General features: G+C 60.7%; 21 protein-coding genes. All 21 read right to left on the bottom strand.

The genetic code is table 11. From position 1 onward, the window contains the following. The coding region (locus EOM25_07955; protein NCC25120.1) for a DNA cytosine methyltransferase at nucleotides 1-460 on the bottom strand (460 nt) is incomplete at its 3' end. Continuing rightward, nucleotides 457-1,476, bottom strand: a complete 1,020-nt coding sequence (locus EOM25_07950; protein NCC25119.1) for a hypothetical protein — start codon at nucleotides 1,474-1,476, stop codon at nucleotides 457-459. The genes EOM25_07955 and EOM25_07950, both read right to left, overlap by 4 nt. Before the next feature lie 124 nt (nucleotides 1,477-1,600). Then, the gene (locus EOM25_07945) at nucleotides 1,601-2,641 is read right to left on the bottom strand and encodes a site-specific DNA-methyltransferase (protein ID NCC25118.1); all 1,041 of its coding nucleotides are present in this window, start codon (nucleotides 2,639-2,641) and stop codon (nucleotides 1,601-1,603) included. Next, nucleotides 2,625-3,233, bottom strand: a complete 609-nt coding sequence (locus EOM25_07940) for a DNA methyltransferase (GenBank protein NCC25117.1) — start codon at nucleotides 3,231-3,233, stop codon at nucleotides 2,625-2,627. The genes EOM25_07945 and EOM25_07940 overlap by 17 nt, the downstream gene beginning before the upstream one ends. A 222-nt stretch (nucleotides 3,234-3,455) precedes the next feature. Next, nucleotides 3,456-4,445 (bottom strand): hypothetical protein, encoded by a 990-nt coding sequence (locus tag EOM25_07935; GenBank protein NCC25116.1) that lies wholly within the window; start codon nucleotides 4,443-4,445, stop codon nucleotides 3,456-3,458. Beyond that, on the bottom strand, nucleotides 4,445-4,909 hold the full coding sequence (locus EOM25_07930; GenBank protein NCC25115.1) for a hypothetical protein: 465 nt from the start codon (nucleotides 4,907-4,909) through the stop codon (nucleotides 4,445-4,447). Before EOM25_07930 ends, EOM25_07935 begins: the two co-directional genes overlap by 1 nt. A 383-nt stretch (nucleotides 4,910-5,292) precedes the next feature. Next, the gene (locus EOM25_07925) at nucleotides 5,293-5,598 is read right to left on the bottom strand and encodes a hypothetical protein (protein NCC25114.1); all 306 of its coding nucleotides are present in this window, start codon (nucleotides 5,596-5,598) and stop codon (nucleotides 5,293-5,295) included. A 453-nt stretch (nucleotides 5,599-6,051) separates the two neighbouring features. Then, entirely contained in the window at nucleotides 6,052-6,372 is a 321-nt protein-coding gene (locus tag EOM25_07920) for a hypothetical protein (GenBank protein ID NCC25113.1), read from the bottom strand. Continuing rightward, the gene (locus EOM25_07915) at nucleotides 6,369-9,287 is read right to left on the bottom strand and encodes a hypothetical protein (protein NCC25112.1); all 2,919 of its coding nucleotides are present in this window, start codon (nucleotides 9,285-9,287) and stop codon (nucleotides 6,369-6,371) included. The genes EOM25_07920 and EOM25_07915 overlap by 4 nt, the downstream gene beginning before the upstream one ends. An 18-nt stretch (nucleotides 9,288-9,305) precedes the next feature. Continuing rightward, on the bottom strand, nucleotides 9,306-10,229 hold the full coding sequence (locus EOM25_07910) for a hypothetical protein (protein NCC25111.1): 924 nt from the start codon (nucleotides 10,227-10,229) through the stop codon (nucleotides 9,306-9,308). Between the two features lie 37 nt (nucleotides 10,230-10,266). Then, nucleotides 10,267-10,614, bottom strand: a complete 348-nt coding sequence (locus EOM25_07905; GenBank protein ID NCC25110.1) for an HNH endonuclease — start codon at nucleotides 10,612-10,614, stop codon at nucleotides 10,267-10,269. Then, nucleotides 10,611-10,961 carry a hypothetical protein gene (locus tag EOM25_07900; GenBank protein NCC25109.1) on the bottom strand — a complete coding sequence of 117 codons (351 nt, stop codon included), beginning with the start codon at nucleotides 10,959-10,961 and terminating at the stop codon, nucleotides 10,611-10,613. Before EOM25_07900 ends, EOM25_07905 begins: the two co-directional genes overlap by 4 nt. Nucleotides 10,962-11,463: 502 nt before the next feature. Then, the gene (locus EOM25_07895) at nucleotides 11,464-13,101 is read right to left on the bottom strand and encodes a DEAD/DEAH box helicase (GenBank protein NCC25108.1); all 1,638 of its coding nucleotides are present in this window, start codon (nucleotides 13,099-13,101) and stop codon (nucleotides 11,464-11,466) included. After that, nucleotides 13,085-13,276, bottom strand: a complete 192-nt coding sequence (locus EOM25_07890) for a hypothetical protein (GenBank protein ID NCC25107.1) — start codon at nucleotides 13,274-13,276, stop codon at nucleotides 13,085-13,087. The genes EOM25_07895 and EOM25_07890 overlap by 17 nt, the downstream gene beginning before the upstream one ends. Beyond that, nucleotides 13,260-14,081 (bottom strand): hypothetical protein, encoded by an 822-nt coding sequence (locus EOM25_07885; GenBank protein ID NCC25106.1) that lies wholly within the window; start codon nucleotides 14,079-14,081, stop codon nucleotides 13,260-13,262. The genes EOM25_07890 and EOM25_07885 overlap by 17 nt, the downstream gene beginning before the upstream one ends. Beyond that, the gene (locus EOM25_07880; GenBank protein ID NCC25105.1) at nucleotides 14,074-14,322 is read right to left on the bottom strand and encodes a hypothetical protein; all 249 of its coding nucleotides are present in this window, start codon (nucleotides 14,320-14,322) and stop codon (nucleotides 14,074-14,076) included. Before EOM25_07880 ends, EOM25_07885 begins: the two co-directional genes overlap by 8 nt. Continuing rightward, entirely contained in the window at nucleotides 14,315-14,638 is a 324-nt protein-coding gene (locus EOM25_07875; GenBank protein NCC25104.1) for a hypothetical protein, read from the bottom strand. The genes EOM25_07880 and EOM25_07875 overlap by 8 nt, the downstream gene beginning before the upstream one ends. Before the next feature lie 4 nt (nucleotides 14,639-14,642). After that, complete coding sequence (locus tag EOM25_07870; protein ID NCC25103.1) at nucleotides 14,643-14,954, bottom strand: hypothetical protein; 312 nt, start codon at nucleotides 14,952-14,954, stop codon at nucleotides 14,643-14,645. Between the two features lie 3 nt (nucleotides 14,955-14,957). Further along, entirely contained in the window at nucleotides 14,958-15,500 is a 543-nt protein-coding gene (locus tag EOM25_07865; GenBank protein NCC25102.1) for a hypothetical protein, read from the bottom strand. Nucleotides 15,501-15,629: 129 nt separating this feature from the next. Then, nucleotides 15,630-15,860: a hypothetical protein gene (locus EOM25_07860; protein NCC25101.1), complete on the bottom strand. Its 231-nt coding sequence runs from the start codon at nucleotides 15,858-15,860 to the stop codon at nucleotides 15,630-15,632. Nucleotides 15,861-15,964: 104 nt separating this feature from the next. Then, nucleotides 15,965-16,181 (bottom strand): hypothetical protein (locus EOM25_07855; GenBank protein NCC25100.1); only part of this gene is annotated, 217 nt, incomplete at its 5' end.

Below are 16,181 nucleotides of genomic sequence, written 5' to 3'. Positions count from 1 at the left end.
GGGCCCCAACTTCTTCCGCTGAGAATAGTCCCGCCTCAACCCCATAACCCATGTCTTGAAGTTCCCGGTGTACCTGCTCGAAACCGAGGGAGAGATGGCCCTCGACGTTCTCGCAGAAGACCAGGGGGGGGGGTTGCACCTCAGAGATGATTCTTCGGATGTGGGGCCACAGGTGACGGCGATCTTCAACCCCCTTTCGGTTTCCGGCGAAAGAGAAGGGTTGGCACGGGTAGCCCGCAGTGACAAGATCCACCACGCCACACCAATCTCGGCCGTCGAAGGTTGTAACATCGTCCCATATAGGCGCTGGATCCAGGGTCTTTTCTTCCATCCGAGCCATGAGGAGGGCCTGACAGTACGTTTCCCGCTCAACGTAACAGACAGTTCGGAAGGAATCTCCGAGGAGTTTGAGGGCAAGAGAGAACCCCCCGTATCCGGCACACAAATCCAGGACATTCACTTTCTCCTGCCTTCGAGATCCGAGCGGAACTGGTCCAGAACCATTTGGTCCACGGTTTCTCGGATGTGATTATCCTGCAGATACAGGTCCCGAAACTGCCCGATCAAGTAGGACTTGTCCCCGAAGCGAATCCTGCCGTTCCCGGTCTTCTCCAGGACCTTCTGCTGCAGCAGGTAGCAGATATTCTCCACGGCCGGAGAGAACCCCGTGTGGAAGTAGAAGGGCATCTCGGTCTCGGCGTACTTGGAGCCCATCTTGTTCTTCACGATCCTGGCCGTCAACCATTGCCCCAGCCTCTTTCCTCCCTCCGGGTCCTTCAGGTCTGTTGCCGACATGCGAAGACGCAAGCGGGCGTAGAAGGAGATGCTGGAACCGTGGGGGGTCTTGTCCCCGCCATAGGGGCGAGGATCCGCTGTAAGGTGGGAGATGAAGATCAGGACGATCTTGCTCCCCGAGGCGTACCAGAACGCCCCTCTCCGGAACCATCGATGCAGTTCCTTGGCCGTGGCCGCTGCCGGCGGGGTGTCCTTCACTGTGGAGTCATCCATCATGTAAGCCATCGGGTTCAACCCCGAGACGGAATCCACCACCACCACGATAGGGGCGGGAGACTCGTGGTAGTTTTCCGCGATCTCCTCGATGGCCCCCAGCACGTGCTCCAGACCATAGGGCTCGGTGTAGAGGAACGCTTCCTGGCCCAGGTCCACACCAATCAGCCGGGCGAGGTCTGGCTCGAAGCCTCTCTCCGCGTCCAGCCAGACAACCATGCCCCCCTGCTTCTGTGCCTCCCGGCACACCCTGAGAGCCAAGGCGGTTTTTCCGCTGGAAGGCAGCCCATAGAACTCCACCAGCCTTCCCCCCGGCAGACCGGAAGGGGACTTTCCATCCCGGATGCTCAGGTCCAGCAGCCGGGACCCGGTTGTAAGGAACCAAGTCTCCTCCTCCTTCGGGACCCCGAAGGAGTGCTTCGGCATCCTCTTCTTCAGCGCATTCATTATGTCTGAAGCTATCTGCATTATCGGGTCTCCCAGCAATCGTCGCAGTAGACAACATCGGTTCCGAAGCGACAGGGGTGGACCTTCTCCCCCGGGAGGATCTCCTTCCCGCAGCACTCACAAGTCAGTTCCATTCCGCACCTCCCTAGATGTAGTCCAACGGGTCTAATTTTGCCTTGACCAATCCTTTTATGATCCTTCGATGCGCGATCAGGGAGTATTCTGGGTTCAACTCGATCCCCACAAACCTCCTTCCCTCCCGGAGGGCTACCAACCCGGTGGTCCCTGAACCACAGAACGGATCCAGGACCGTGCAGGGGCGCGGGTCGGCGGGCGGGCAGGAGCAGGTGGGGCGCCAGCCGGTGGTCTGGCGAGATGGTGGACCTCCTGGGCCATATCCGCTCAATGCTGTATTCAGGCCCATGCCCCTCTTCGCGGCGCTCTTGCCTGTGACGTAGTAGGTGTCCGGCTTGCGGTCCACCTCTACCACCCGCTTCCACGGGGATCCACAAGCCGGGCAGCACCCCTTCTCACTGCTCCCGGCCCGGATACAGGGCTCGACCAGTTTCTCAGGGTAGGTAGCGAAGTGGGCTTCGGGGAATGGTTGGGAAGGCAGGGTCCAGACGTTGCGCTTGTTGCGCCCATTCGGATTAGGAGGGATGAACGTGCTGGTCTTTTCACTCTTCCCATCATAGACGATTCGCGTGGTTCGCTTCTCCGCCGTCTCCAGGGGCTCCCGCACCGCGTCGGCGTCGTAGGCATACCTCGCCGACTTGGCCAGCAGGAAGACCTTCTCGTGTGCACAGGTCGGCCGGTCTGTGATGCTCTCAGGCATCGGGTTGGGCTTGGCCCAGATGATTTCGGATCGAAGCCACCAGCCATCGGCTTGCAGGGCCAAAGCGATGCGGGACGGCATCATCAGCAGTTGCTTGTTGCTGTAGGAGTCGCCGAGGTTGACCCAGCAGGTCCCATCCGGGCGCAACACCCGGCGCACCTCCCGGAACACATCCACCAGGATCGCGAGATACTCCTGCAGGCTGGCCTCCTGGCCAATCTGCCCATCGACGCCGTAGTCTCGCAGGCCCCAATACGGGGGAGACGTAACGCAGCAGTGGACCGAATCACTCGGCATCTCCTTCAGAATCTGTAAGCAGTCGCCAACCCGGATCTCAAACATCGGGCACATCCAAAGCGTCCAGAGGATCGATCTCGTTCCCCCATGCGTCCCACCCTGAAGCCCTCTCCCGGGCGAACATCTCCAGGCGGGGAACGTCCCCAAACAGTTCAACGATGCGGTTCCGCACTGCCGCTGGCTTCTCGCTGTGCTTGCCGACCCGGGCCGGAGCCACAACCATCTCTCCGGGGACCTCCACAATCTGCGAGATGCTGTTCGTGACCGGACGAACCCCGCTCCCCCTCTTGGCCAGCAGGCACGGCTCGGAGTTGGACTTCGAGTAGAACCCCGGCCCGAAGAACGGGGTACCTGAGTTCTTGTTGGTCTTTACCCACAGGAACCCGAGGGTTACATAGGTGAAGCCCCAAGCATCAATCACTTCCCGGGCGGAGAGCAGGTGGGGCCAAGTAGTCCACAGCAGCAGCACCGAGTTCGAAGCCACCCAATCCCCCACAGGAATCTTGCAGATTCTTTCGGTTTCCAGGCACCCATACGTGCCCACGGACCCGAGTCCAAACTTGGAAGAACCACACTTCCGGTCTCGGTAAAACCAAGGGGGATCCGCGTAGATGATCTGGTATTCCCCTACTCGTCCCAAGGCCATTGCCCGCACACCTCTTCATTTCTGGGATCGTCCGGGTTGATAGGGAACCGCTCCCCACACTCGGCGCAAACGGTAACTCCCTCGGAGGGATGATCATCCAGGCACAGGTGTAGACAGGTGTCTGGGGTTTGGGAGTAGCGACGGGGCAAGATCGGGAAGGGTTCCTCCCGGGGACGCCCCCAAGCCTTCGCCGCCTTTCCGGCGAGAGGGCGTCCCCACAGGTCAGAAGGGAACTCCACTGATTTCCCGAGCCTCGGCCTCGGCATCGGTCAGAGGAACACCCATTTCCCGCAGTTCCTTAGCCCACCAGAACACCGCCGGCAAGTTCCTCGAAGGATCCCCGGCCAGGGCTTCCATTTCCGAGTAGGTTGCCCGCTTCGTGGCTCCGGTCTTGCCTCCGGTGCCCCACGTCCAGAAGTTCTGGTAGTCGTTGTCCGCCAACTCGAACCCGGCAGCCGACGGATAGGGGGCCAGCATCGGCTGGTATCCTCCGACCCCCCTTCCCCCGTTCACCTTGCGGATGGTGAACCACCTTCCGGCCTGGAGGTTGTTCAGGTCGGGAACCTGCTGGCTTGCATTCTCGATGAAGTCCTGCACCGTTCCCGGGCGCAACTTCAGGATGCACTTGAACAGGTTGGTCTGGGATGGTCTGTAGTCTACGACTTCATACTCCTTGCCCAACCGGGAGACTTCTTTCCTCCGGGAAGCAACCTCCATCTTGATGGTGCAGGGGTAGAAGAAGTGGTCCAGGTCGGTGCCGTACAGGTTCGGCAGCACCCGCTTGGAGACGGCCTCGGAGAAATCATTCTCCCGCCCCTCCCGAGCGATCAGGTCCGTCAACTCGCAGGCGTAGCACCGCTCTTTGAAGACCGGCCAGTGCTCTTCCGGGTCCACCCTCTCCATCGGAACCTCGTTCCCCTCCGAGTCCTCCCAGCGGAGAGGAAGGGGATCCCAGTTCGTAGACCGGGGGCACTGCACAACGCGCACGTCGTTCTCGGACTGGATTTCGTACTTGTGGGAGCGGTAGCGCAGATACCCGGCGGGGATCTTCTGGGGGTGCTCCGGCCACAGGCGGACCTGGAAGTCCCCGTCCTGGAACTCGCTGGTCTGCACGAACGGCAGGTTCGTGAATCCCCCACTCCGGAACGCCTTCTTGGCGGCGGAGTCTTTACGCGCCCTCTGGGCTGCGATCAATGCAGCGTTGTAAGCCATCAGTAGCCTCCTTTTTGGCTGTGCCTGAGTTCGTCCCGGGCAATCCCAACCATCCCCGAGACCAGTACCGACTTCTTGTCCAGGGCGGTCGAGTACCCTCGCATCCGCCCCAACAACTCACGAACGCGGGATCGGGTATCCTTCAACTCGATCACGGTAGGGTCCGTTCGCATGATGTGCTTGGCCACTTCATCCGAGGCCGAGAATGTCTCCTCCCTCCGGCCCCCCTTCAGCGTCTTGACCCGGGTCAGGGTAACTCCCTTGGCCCGGAGGAAGGACCTGGACTCTGCGGCCTCTACTGCGTTGTCCAGGTCCTCGACCAACTTGGTCAGGTAGGCCACCCTCTCCCCGATCCAGGCCAGTTCCCCGGGGATGCGGTCGGCATGGAGCAGGATGTTCTCGGTCTCGTAGGACCGAATCTCCCACAGTCCGATGATCTTCTTCACCGACCCCAGATCCGTCATGATCTTGCATCCCTCAACTGGCTGATTCGCAGGGCGGCCAGGAAGAACCGACTGATTCGTCTGCGCTCTTCCCGGGTAGCTTTGACCCTAGGAGGTTCCAGTCCGGCAACCTGGGCCACGACCTCCAGGTTCATCTCTAAGATGGCTTGGAGACATCTCCTGGTATAGGGGTCCAGCGGTTTACGATGATCTGCAGGAGGGCCCAGAACCTTGGGAACTCTCGCAGCTTTTGCAGGTCCAGGGTGAACTTCACCGGCCCCGGGATCAGGTGGAACCCCTTCGACCCAGGTCGCAACCCCCGGAACCGGATCACTCCCTCCTGCATGTGGAACTCGGCGTGGAACCACGATGTTCGCACCTCCTCCGGGGTCGAAAGGAATCTCTTAGACACGAGGGACCTCGATCCCCTCCACGACATGGATTGGAGACCGCTTGCTCTGCTGCATGACTTCGTAGGCCGCCTGGGCCTGCTCGATACCCCGGGCGATCTTCTGCACAATCGGCTGAGTCAAGGCCACCTGCAGCACGATCATGGCGTGGTCCACCCGGGAGCCAAAACCTCCGAACGGCAGAACCTTGAACTCCCCGTTCATCCCCGGTTCCTTGGGGGCGATCAGCACCACTCCACAATCAGTCTCCGGATCGAAGCCCTCCGTAACCAGGGCTGAAACCTCTTCGAATGTCTGCATCTTCTTCAACTCCTTTTCTTTGGGGGGCAGGCTTTTTCTTTATCGGTCAGCGGGCGGTCCCGCCAGAAGGTCTGGCTGTAGCGGATCAGGGGTCCTTCCCTTGCACCCGGCTTGCCGGCGTGACAGTCAGGACAGGTGAACACCCACCTCCCCTTCTTTCCCTCCACCCAGATCAAGGGGCACCCGTGGACTGTGCACCATGTTTTCCCCTCCCGGAATTCCCGAGCAAACTCTCCCATCGGGTCATGTCCTCCTCCGCTTTGACATAGGCGGGATTGCATGTGGCCAGGATTCCCACAACCTCCCGTAGTTCATCCCAGGGGTCTTTCCTCCAGGGCGACCCCGAATCAGGGGTTCCCGCCCGGATCCCGATCAGAAGGGTTCCGTTCCATTCGCCCATGTCCGCGTTGTAAATCGCCTGAGTAACAGACACCGGAACCAGGATCTTCGCCATCAGAGGGTCTCCCTCCACAGGTCGATGCTGTCCTGCACCTCCTGGAGGCGCTCCAACAGCGTCTCCGAGGCCACCAGGGCATTCGGGAACTCCGCACCCCCGGAGTACTTGTTGATGTTCCTCTCGCTCCGGATCCTCCGCAGGTTGGCAACGATGTCCCGGAGGTAGATGTCCAGGCCCCGCAGCAGGGGGCGGAAGTCCCCCTCCCAGGCTATGTAGGTGAGTTTCCCCTTCCTGTCGTGGAAGGAGCAAAGCTCCTTCCCTTCCGTGGCTTCCCGGGGGCATGGGCGTCCGTTGATCAGCTTCGTCGAGCACTTCACAGGTGGATCTTCTCCTTTCTACCCATGCTTGGCCCGAACTCGGCTTTGGCCCTCAAGGGCAGCGAGAACGGGATCGGGAGGTTCCCCGACAGGGCCTCCATCTCGCGGACGAGCACCGGGGCCGCAGTGGAAACATAGTCCTCCCGGACCTTCCACTTCACGGCGTCGTGCACGAACTCCATCGGCCGACACAGATTGGGGTCCAGAATTCCGTCTTGGAGGATCCGACGCCAAGTCCTCTTCCCCATGTGGAAGGTGCAATCCGAGGAGTCGGCCTGGGCTACCACGGTGTTCCAGATGCTCTTGAACAGCTTCACGTTGAGGGAATTCCGCTTGTTCCTCACGGACGGATCCCAGGAGAAGAACACCTCGCCGGACATTGACGACGGCACCCACATGGGACACGACCGAGGGCGCAAATAGAGGTGGGTGTACACCATCTCACCTCGATTCAGGGCTTCGTAGACCTCGATCTTCTTGGCCCTGATGTTGGGGTGCAGGGCGTCCGAGGCCTTTCCGATTTCGTACGCCTCCTCCACGGTGATTCCCAGGGTCCGAGCGATGGTTTCCGGCTCCTGGAGGAACGCGAAGGCGAAGTTGTCCGTCTTCCCCGCCCGCCGCCACGGCTTCTGCTCCGGATGAACCTCGTCCATCGTCTTGCAGTCGGCTTCCGACCTCCAGACCCAGAACTCTTCCTCCGGTCGGCCCGTTTGGTAGGAGAACAGCATGGCCCCCTTCCGAAGGTGGAGGTTGGCCCCCTCCTCGACCCATTTGGACAGCAGCGCATCCTTGCAGTTCTCGGCGATCCAGACCATCTCGGCCTGTGAATAGTCCACTTCCAGAATCCCCCAGCCCGACTCTTCAACATACGGGGACAAGAAGATCGGATTGTTGTTGGCATTCTGCGGCGGGGTCCGGGAGAAACGTCCGGACATGGCCCCCCCGGTTTCCTGGGTGTTCGTGTTGTTTCCCAGGTTCTCGGTCTCGGCTTTGATGATGAAGTAGTCCGGATGGATCCTCCCCTGCGTCCGAATGTCCGCTCCGGGATAAGCGGGAATAACGTAATCCAGATAGTACCGATATTTGTTTACGTCGTCACGGTACTTGGTCAGACGGTGCAGGATCGTGAACACCTTTTCGGCCCGAGTCTTCTGGTTCCAGGGAACCACCCCGACTCCGGTTTCATCCCCCTCCCCGGCGAGATGCCGAACCGTATCCGCGTCCTGGGAGAGCTTCCCGGTAGCAGTTGTTCCGACCTGGGTCGTCAACCCGAAGATCCCCAAGAACGCCTCCCACCACTTCTTCTTCTTCGGGGTCCAGTCTTCCGGATCCAGGTCCGCTTCGGTGCAGGCATCCAAGAACTCGGGTAGGGCTCGGAACTCCTTCTCATGCTCCTCGATCTTCCCTTCGTAGACGGACAGCACTGCTTCCGCAATGTCCACCCGGAACGGAAGTCCTACCCGCTCCATCTCCACCACGAAGGGAAGCCCATCGATCAATTCCCGATAGGCCATCCGGGAATAATCGGTATCAGGTAACTTCTCCAGGAACAGCCTCATGTTCCAGTACACGTCCCCGATGTTGTACTCCTCCCGGGTAAGGGGATTGCAGTCCCCCATCGAGGACGTACCATGGTGGTTCTTCGCCTCGTGGAGTTCCTGCCAGATTTTGTGGGACCAGTCGGGGCAGGAATAGAGTTCCTGAGCCGTAGGCTTCAGGCCATTGTGGATCAGGCTCTGATCCCGCAACGCCCGCATGATCATCCCGTCTTCCAGGGTGTTCCCGTTCGCGGGGTCGATCATGTCATAGCCGGTGAAGAGCCAGAGATCCTGGACCTCAACCTTGATGTTCCACCCGATCAGGGTCTTCCCCTGAAGGAGGCGTGTCACGTTCTGGTTCGGCTGTCCGGGCCGACCTTGCAGCAGGGCAACGTTGATTGCGTAGTTCTTCAGGATCGGCTTGCCCGCCTCGGTGTGCCCCAGCAAGGCACACGCTCCGAAGTCCAGGAGGCGGTTGTCCGGATGCCAGCGGGTGTACTTCCCCGGCAGGCCGGGATGGGGGTCCTTGTACGGGCGCCATCCCTGGCTGTGCCCGCAGAAGGTGTCGTCCTCCATGTCGATGCACACCTGCTGAACTGAATGGTTCCTCCACTCCTTCAGCAACTCTTCGAGTTCATCCTGGGTCTGAATGCGATCCCAGGTCAGTCGCTCCGGGGAGTAGCTCCCGGAGAGGATCTGGTCCACTAGGGAAAACGTTTGCGGGTATTCCGTGGACAAATCCTGACCCCGCTTGCCGTCCGACTCCAGGTAGTGTCGATGGCTGTTGGGGTCGTAGGCCGCCAACAACCACCTCCCCGAGGCCAACTGGGTAGGCATCGTCCTGGCCTTGAAGATGCTCGGCGCCTTCCCCATGTCCTCTGGCCACAGCCTCTCCAGGGCTTCCTTCCCCAGAGTCACGATCATGGCGGGATCCCGCCCCTCGATCTCCCGGGACAGGAAGGCAGAGGAGCAGAGGTCCACATGCCGCACTCCCGGCTTCTTCTCCGAGAAGCACCGCACCAGGGGCACGTAAACCCAGCGGGCCTCCAAGATGTTGAGGTAGTCCAGCAACATCTCTGAAATGAAGCCCCCCGCCAGGGAACCCCCTCCGGCGTCCTCCTCCTTGCTGACTCCGGGCCCCACCACCATGACGAGAGGAAACGACTTGACCGACTTCCCGCCGATCTGAAGTCGGGAATCCTCCAGGACAGAAATGGCCGGACTCTTGCAGGTGGCGTAAAGCCCGCACCGCACACACTCCGGGGACGGAGGTTGGTTCACTTCCGGGACCGGGGCTGTTTCCTGGGCCCATACTTCTGGGATGGAATCCATTTCGCACCTCTCCAGGGGAAGGTGCGCCCCCACACACCGAAGCATGTGGAGGCGCGGGGTCGGTCAGAGAATGACGAGAACCTTCCCATCCTTCACCCGACCGGCAGCATTGAAAGCCGCCTCAACGTCTTCCGACGTGGCCTGGATGCCTGCCTTCCCACAGACCTGGGAGAGGGCCTCCCACACGGCAGGAGCCGCCGCGTACGCCGCTTTCTTGCGGGGCACCAGGGCCTCCAGGCAACAGTCCAGGATCGGATTGCTTGCCGCCTTCGTCGGGGCGGTCTTGGTCGGAACGGGGGTAGCAACGGGGGCCGGGGCGGCCGGCTCTTCTTCCCCCTCCTCGTTCAGGAAGTCCATGATCTCACCAATTCCCGCCTGTACGGCGGAGATGGACTGCACGAACTGGTTGGTCAGGGCTTCCATCCTCTGGGCGGTATCCCCGAACCCCTTCTGAGTGATCTCGGAGAGCACCACCAGACGGTTGTTCAGTACCTCCTGGGTGGAGGCCACCTTTTCGAGCATGGTTTTCAGGTCCAGGATGGCCTTCGCGACCACGGCATCCGAGCCCGAGGTTCCTCCTCCGGTAACTCCCCGAATGGCCGCCTCGATGGCCTCCTGAGTCACACCCTCGGCCAGTCCGTCCAGGCCGGAAACCGGAGTGGTATCCTCCGGCCCGTCCTCCAAAGCCCCGAGGGGGTCGGCGACCGGACCATCCAGGCCGGCCAGAGGGTCTGCGGCTTCAGGGATCTGAGCCACTTCAACGGCGGCCGCCGGGGCCTTCGAAGATTTTGCACGCTTGGGTCTGGGCATTATCTCCTCCAGGTAAGCTACCCGGGTTTGGGTTTCCCGCAGGACTGCCTCCAGCAGCAGCGAGTCCCGGGTAGCTGATGTCCACTTGATAAGACAGAGTGCAGCAGTTCTGTTGGGGTTGACCCCGATCCTCCCACACAGGGCCCGGAAGTCTTGCCACGCACACTTGATGTCCACGCTTGCAACCTACCATAGACTCTACGTAGAGTCAAGCCTACAGCGAGATGTTTCCTTTCCGGGTCGGGGACAACGAGTCCCGAGCCCGCACCCGCCGGTCCCGCATGTTGGCAGCCTGATCTCCGGCGAGAAGGTGATTCGGGTTGCAGCAGCGGGGGTTGTCGCACTGGTGCCGCAAGACGAGCCCCCGCTGCAACGGCCCGAAGGTGATCTCATAGGCGACCCGGTGCGCCGAGAGGAGAACCTTGCCTCGGTACCAGATTTGCCCGTAGCCATTCCTCCGGCACGAGGCTTGCCACTCCCAGCAGGCGGTTGGGTCCTCCAGAACCGCCACCTTGGCCCAAAACCGGGCCTGCCAGGGCTTGTCCGTCAAGTAACCTGTCACAGGACCTCCAGATCATCCAGGACCCCTAGCGGGTCTTCCAGGGGCTCTTCCGGGGGCGGGGTCGAGGAAGGGGCCCCCAGTCGAGGACGACCCAGCTTCGGCACCCGACCCTCCAACCGCCAGCGTTCGATCTTGGCCTCCAGCCGGCGGGCGTGCTCCCTCCAGCCTCGAGCACCGTCTTCGGCCGTCTCGGCCCGGATGCGGAGTTGAACCTCCGCCTCGGAAGTGGAACCCCCCAGATATTGCTGAAGGGCCTGTTCGATCACCACGGACTTGGACTTCACCGAGGAGGTCAGCATGTAGGCATCCAGAGACCCGACCAGGGTCTCTGGAAGAACGATGGTCATTCTGCATCCTTTACCTCCGGGATACAGAGGGGGGCGTCCCACCCGGAGGGGGGCGGGGGTTGGTTCGAGGTTGGTATCCATGCCCCCACCCTAGCAGTTTACTCGCCGGAAGTAAAGAATGATTTTTGGGTCGGTGTTTCGTGTTCAGAAATAAAACCCGGAGGCTAGATAATCTTTTTTTGGAGAGAGAGTGGTACACTCTCTTCTCTCCAAGACAAGATCATTCTGCGTTTGCGTGCATCTGCACCTATCAAGAAAAACCCCGTGGTTATGGGCTTTTTCTGGGTTGCATATGCACCCTTTTTCGAAAAGTGTGTAAAGATCCGCATGTCAACCTGCGTAAATTATTCAGCCGCAATCCCCTGCGGCCGTAGGGAAAGAAATTCGATTTGGGTTTTTATACGGAAACACCGAGTCCAACCTCCCGGAGGGGGCTGGAAACCAACGAGGACCGATCCTGGGATCGATCCCCGCAAAGAATACGCCATTTCTGCCAGATAAACTAACCTTTCCAGAGGTTCAGAACCCGCCATGCCTCCTTCGGCGTCCAGTGCATGGTTGAAAACTCTTGCGGGGTAGTTCCGAACATGAGGGCCTGGAGGTCGATTTTCAGACACACCTTTTCCCACATGTATTCCTCGATGGTGCCCTTCCCGAGGAGGACATACTGCGTGATCGGCATGGTCCTGGTGATCCTGTCGATTCTCTCCCCGGCTTGGAAGTAGTCCACCCACCTCCAGCCCATATCCCAGTAGACGGCCACGGTTCCGGCCCCCAAGGAGAGGGCCGTTCCGGCAGCCGAAGGGTTTCCCAGGAAGACCTTCACGGCAGGATCGGTATTGAATCGGCGCACCGCCTCCTTTTTCTCCTGCTCCCGGATCTTGCCGTGGTAGACGACACACCCCACTTCCAGCATTTCCCGGATCCAGTCCAGGACCCAGGGATGCCAGGACCAGATCACAACCTTCTGGTTTCCCGTAGTCTTCAGCAGGTCCCGGACGGTTTCCAGTTTGGCAATATCGGCGTCCGGGCAGTTATCCCCCAACATGCCCGGGTGGGTCGCCAGACCGGTCAGCCTGGAGAGTTCCGAGAAGGCACCTCGTGCCTTCAGGGACCATTCCTTTTCGGCCGACTGGAGCATGACTCGCCCTTGTTGGACGAACTCGGCGTACAGGTCTTTCTGGCGTCCTTTCAGGGCCACGGTAAGAACTTGGTTGGTCCGAGGAGGGAGCCAAGGGGCAGCCTCGGACTTTGTAACCCGTAGAGAGTCGCGCCGTAGAATCCTCCCAAAATCCTGGAGCCGCTTCTCGACATATCCGCCGGCAGCCGATGGCTTGAACCATCTCTGGAAGGCATGGGGGTCGAAGTTCGCCCGAGTCATGATGGAGTAGAGCCCCCGGAACGAATCAGGGTAGTTCGAGACAGGGGTACCCGACGCAAGCCACCTCCACGGGGCGAACTGGGCCCAAACCCGAATGACCTCGAACCGGCGAGACATTTCTCCGGCGATCATTTGGGCCTCGTCTATGCACAGGATCCAAAGGCCGGATCGGATTCTCTCCTCGACCCAGGTTTGATAGGGCTTGCGGAAAGTCTTCGAATGGCTGCAGAAGATCACCCCCTCGGATGGGGGATACCTCCGATCCCCAGTCTTGATCTCCCAGCCTTTCTCGCCGGTCCATTCGTGCAGCAGGGAGCCCTCTCCGGTCCATATTTGCGAGGCAACGTTCGGACCTAGGACAATCATCCCCCGGACTCGCCCAGCCGCCTTTAGAGCCGTATATGCGGCCATGATGGTCGGGCTCTTCCCTGTCCCGCAGTCCAACCAAAGCCCGAACCCCCCCGGGTCGATCATTCGGTGGGCGGCTTTCCTCTGGAACGGATAGAGACGATCCACGAAGGGACAATCCAGAAGGGCCAACGGGTCTTCGGCGACGGGCTCAGTCTGCAACGAATCCAGGATCGGTTTCGCCTCGGGAAGACGTTCCAGCGAGTAGGCCGCAAACTCGGGAACGATTAGGGCTTTGCTGTGCCGGTTGTAGCGCACCGGCCCCACAATCTTAGCTAGCCGCTTCCGGTCCTCCTCCGTCTCCGGGAACACCTCTAAAACCCGGGCGAGTCGGTCATGGGCGAATCTCAAGTTCGACCTCCACAATCTTTCTTCCACCCTGGATCGGGATGCCTGTGGTTTCCCGTAGCAAGCCCCTCTCCAGAAGGGAGTAGAGAAGCCGAACCCCCCGGGCTTTCACCTCTTCCCGTGAAAGCCCGAGGCGTTCGGCCAGTATCTCCAGCCGAATCTTATCGGCGGACTTCAACACGAGCCTCCTTCTTCTTCTCTTCCCCCCTCTTGATCCAGGTCCGCAGGTCGGCCGACGAGGCCCGCCCTTCCTCGGAACAGAAAGAGGAGAAGCGACGGGGCCAACCTACCGCTTGAATGCTGGCGACCGTTTCCTTTGGCGACCCGGTGCAGTCCACCAGATCTGCCAGACGACCCAGGAGGCCCTTCAACGCATCCCCGGAACCCCGGAAGAAGCCGAAGGCGAGTCCGGACTCCGCATGGGACAGGTTCCATTCTTTCATGGCTTCAGGGAAGCTGGGCGGGTGGTGTAACAGGATCCCTCGGTGTTCCCATGCGGGAAGGGTAGCACGGGATCCATCCCGCAGGGTGAAGGTCTTCTCCGTGGCCCCGCCCGGGAAGACCCTTTCCCGCTTTGGCTTGTCCTCTTTCCGTGGTGGAGAGTCGAGGCCCAGTTCACGCTCCTTGCACCGAACCCAAAGGTCGAACTGGTCCACAGAGAGAACGTCCTCGCTCCTCCAGGGTTTCTTCCACCCTCCGGCAGTCAGGGTCTTGACCAGATCAAAGCGGTCCTGCCGCCAGTCGAACAGTCGGTCCACCCTCGCAACGAGGGCCAGCACCTCTTCCCGGGGCCCGGAAAGCTTCCCCCCGGCTCCCAGAGGTCCCGCGCCCTCCGTGTCCACGAAGAGGGCATAATGCCTCTTCTGGGCTCCCGTATCGTAGTCTAGCCCCGCGTAGACCCCCAGTCGGCTGGGCAACACCCATGCTTTGGTTTGCCTGTGTGGGCAGTCGGGGAACGGAATAACCATCTTCTCTTCAAACATCTTCGTTCTCCTCCTTGTAGATGTTCCGGATGAAGGACTCGACCCTGATCTCGACTTCCTGGCGATCCAAACCCTCGAAGCGCCCTTTCCCGCAGGAGAAACAATCAACGGCCTCTAGATCTAGGCTGTAGATGTTCACGAGGTCGCTTCCTTGCCATACAAAGATCAGCTCGAGGTTTTCCTCGACCCGGACGAAGCGAGCCTCTTCGAAGGCCATGCTGAATTGTTCCGCGCTAGGCATGATCGGCATCCTCCTCTTTCCAGGTTGCGGCCAGTTTTTTCGCCTGCTGCTGGGCCTCTCGCAGGGTTCGGTACGCCTGGAACTCACCCACAGTCCGGATCTCCCCATCGTCGGAACAGAAGTGAACCGAATATTTCCGGGCCCGACTGAAGGAGGCGGAAATAAGCTGTTCCGAGGTAACAAACAGGGCTCCGTTCTCCACAGGGTAGACCTTCCCGGAAATGCGAGATCCGAAGTAACGCATGGCGCCCGGGGAGAACCATTTCAGTCCGGCCCCCTCGTTCGCATCTTTGATCTGCTGCAACGTTTTCAGCATTCTCTTATTCCTCCTCTTTCCAAGTCGCGGCCAGGGACCGGGCCTGTTTCTGGGCCTCTCGCAGGGTCCAGAAAGCCTGGAACTTGCCAGCAGTCCGGATCTCCCCCCCGTCGGAACAGAACCGCACAGAGTACTTCCGGGGCAGAGAGAGCCGCCAGGAACGGTATTTCTCCGAGGTTGTGAACAGGGCTCCGTTCGCCACGGGGAAGACCTTCTCCGAGATACGGCACCCGAACCAGGAGAGAACTTCGGGCTCGAACCATACCCCTCCGGCCCTCTGGTTTGCCTCTTTGATCTGCTGCAACGTTTTCAGCATGGTCTACTCCTCCTTGTCTGCAGGCATGTCTTTGGGCTCGACTTCGAGGCCCCAGAAGGCGACCTCCGGAAGCCAGCCGTGGATCTCCAGGACCTTCTCGCGGTCCTCCGGGGTTTCCGTGTACCAAACCCCCGGGATGAATGACGGGTGGGCGACAACGGTTTCCATCATTTTGTCGAGGATCTTGCGAACCGCCCGACCTTCGAAGGTGTTCTGGTAGAAAAACACCCCGTCCGCTAGATACTGTTCATGGCTCCGCAGGGTCCTCATGCCCCAGCCAAAGGCAGTTACGGTTTCGGGAACCCAAGCGAAAGTCAGTCCCTCCCCCTCCGGGAAGACCGTGGCCACGGACCGACCGTTGAAGGACAGGCCCAGGACCGGCAACGATCCCGTGACAGTCCAGCCGGGTTCGTCGCTGCAAGATCGGCAGAGGGAGTCCCGTAGATTCCGCCGCAGCAGGCATTCGGCTGGAGCCCCTCGCTTCTCCAGGTCCCCCCGGGAAACCTCAACCTGCCCGCCAACCACGAACGAGAACAGGAACGGCATCTATAGCACCTCCTCCAACCATAGAATTAGGGCGAGGAGCCCCCGCATGATCGGCTTCCACATGCAGACCACGGCCAGCATGGCGAGGGTTTGCCCCACCAGTCGGGGCAGGTCTTCCCATTCCATCATCTAAATCACCCCCGCATTCCTGGCGCACGTCGCCGAACAGAACTGGGGCTCCAGCCGGGGCCGGAGGTTGATCGGGCGGAGGTTATCATCCCCCCGCCAGAAGTAGAGAAACCGGCCCGGCCGCAGGCCGCACCATTCACAGGTTCCCTTGATCTCCCACTGGTCCAGCCGGATCCGATAGAGCCCGGTTCGGGCCCCGCCGTGGTGCTGGAGTGAGATCGGTTCACGCATAACTTTTGTGCCTCCTTTGTTGGCTTCCTGCTACCCCGTAACCCCCGCCGAAACGGGGGAGGGGTTTCGCCCGGGGGCCAACCGGGCTCTTCAGGCAGGGAGGTCTACCGGAGCCGGCGGGCGAGGGCCCGCAGGCGGGCCTGCTGCCGGCCGAGGGCGCGACCGGCGCCGTGAGCGCTGGACCAGAGGGCGGCCGGATGGCCCTTGCCGCGCACGATGAAGCTGCCGTCGCGCATGTTGCCGGGAATCACCCCGGCCATGCCGGCTTCGGCCTGGGTGGCGCCCTTGCGATGAATCCACAGACCATCTTTTTCTTCGGCA

The sequence above is a fragment of the Deltaproteobacteria bacterium genome (assembly GCA_009929795.1).
Lineage (GTDB): Bacteria > Desulfobacterota > Desulfovibrionia > Desulfovibrionales > Desulfomicrobiaceae > RZZR01.
Note: the sequence above shows the minus strand (reverse complement) of the source record. Positions and strands in the feature narration are given on the sequence as shown.

Coding starts and splice junctions, on each gene's coding strand:
- EOM25_07885 (NCC25106.1), bottom strand. CDS start 14,081: ATGTTTGAAGAGAAGATGGTTATTCCGTTCCCCGACTGCCCACACAGG.
- EOM25_07940 (NCC25117.1), bottom strand. CDS start 3,233: ATGGCCTTGGGACGAGTAGGGGAATACCAGATCATCTACGCGGATCCC.
- EOM25_07945 (NCC25118.1), bottom strand. CDS start 2,641: ATGTGCCCGATGTTTGAGATCCGGGTTGGCGACTGCTTACAGATTCTG.
- EOM25_07880 (NCC25105.1), bottom strand. CDS start 14,322: ATGCCTAGCGCGGAACAATTCAGCATGGCCTTCGAAGAGGCTCGCTTC.
- EOM25_07870 (NCC25103.1), bottom strand. CDS start 14,954: ATGCTGAAAACGTTGCAGCAGATCAAAGAGGCAAACCAGAGGGCCGGA.
- EOM25_07860 (NCC25101.1), bottom strand. CDS start 15,860: ATGCGTGAACCGATCTCACTCCAGCACCACGGCGGGGCCCGAACCGGG.
- EOM25_07915 (NCC25112.1), bottom strand. CDS start 9,287: ATGCTTCGGTGTGTGGGGGCGCACCTTCCCCTGGAGAGGTGCGAAATG.
- EOM25_07935 (NCC25116.1), bottom strand. CDS start 4,445: ATGGCTTACAACGCTGCATTGATCGCAGCCCAGAGGGCGCGTAAAGAC.
- EOM25_07930 (NCC25115.1), bottom strand. CDS start 4,909: ATGACGGATCTGGGGTCGGTGAAGAAGATCATCGGACTGTGGGAGATT.
- EOM25_07875 (NCC25104.1), bottom strand. CDS start 14,638: ATGCTGAAAACGTTGCAGCAGATCAAAGATGCGAACGAGGGGGCCGGA.
- EOM25_07900 (NCC25109.1), bottom strand. CDS start 10,961: ATGACCATCGTTCTTCCAGAGACCCTGGTCGGGTCTCTGGATGCCTAC.
- EOM25_07925 (NCC25114.1), bottom strand. CDS start 5,598: ATGCAGACATTCGAAGAGGTTTCAGCCCTGGTTACGGAGGGCTTCGAT.
- EOM25_07865 (NCC25102.1), bottom strand. CDS start 15,500: ATGCCGTTCCTGTTCTCGTTCGTGGTTGGCGGGCAGGTTGAGGTTTCC.
- EOM25_07950 (NCC25119.1), bottom strand. CDS start 1,476: ATGCAGATAGCTTCAGACATAATGAATGCGCTGAAGAAGAGGATGCCG.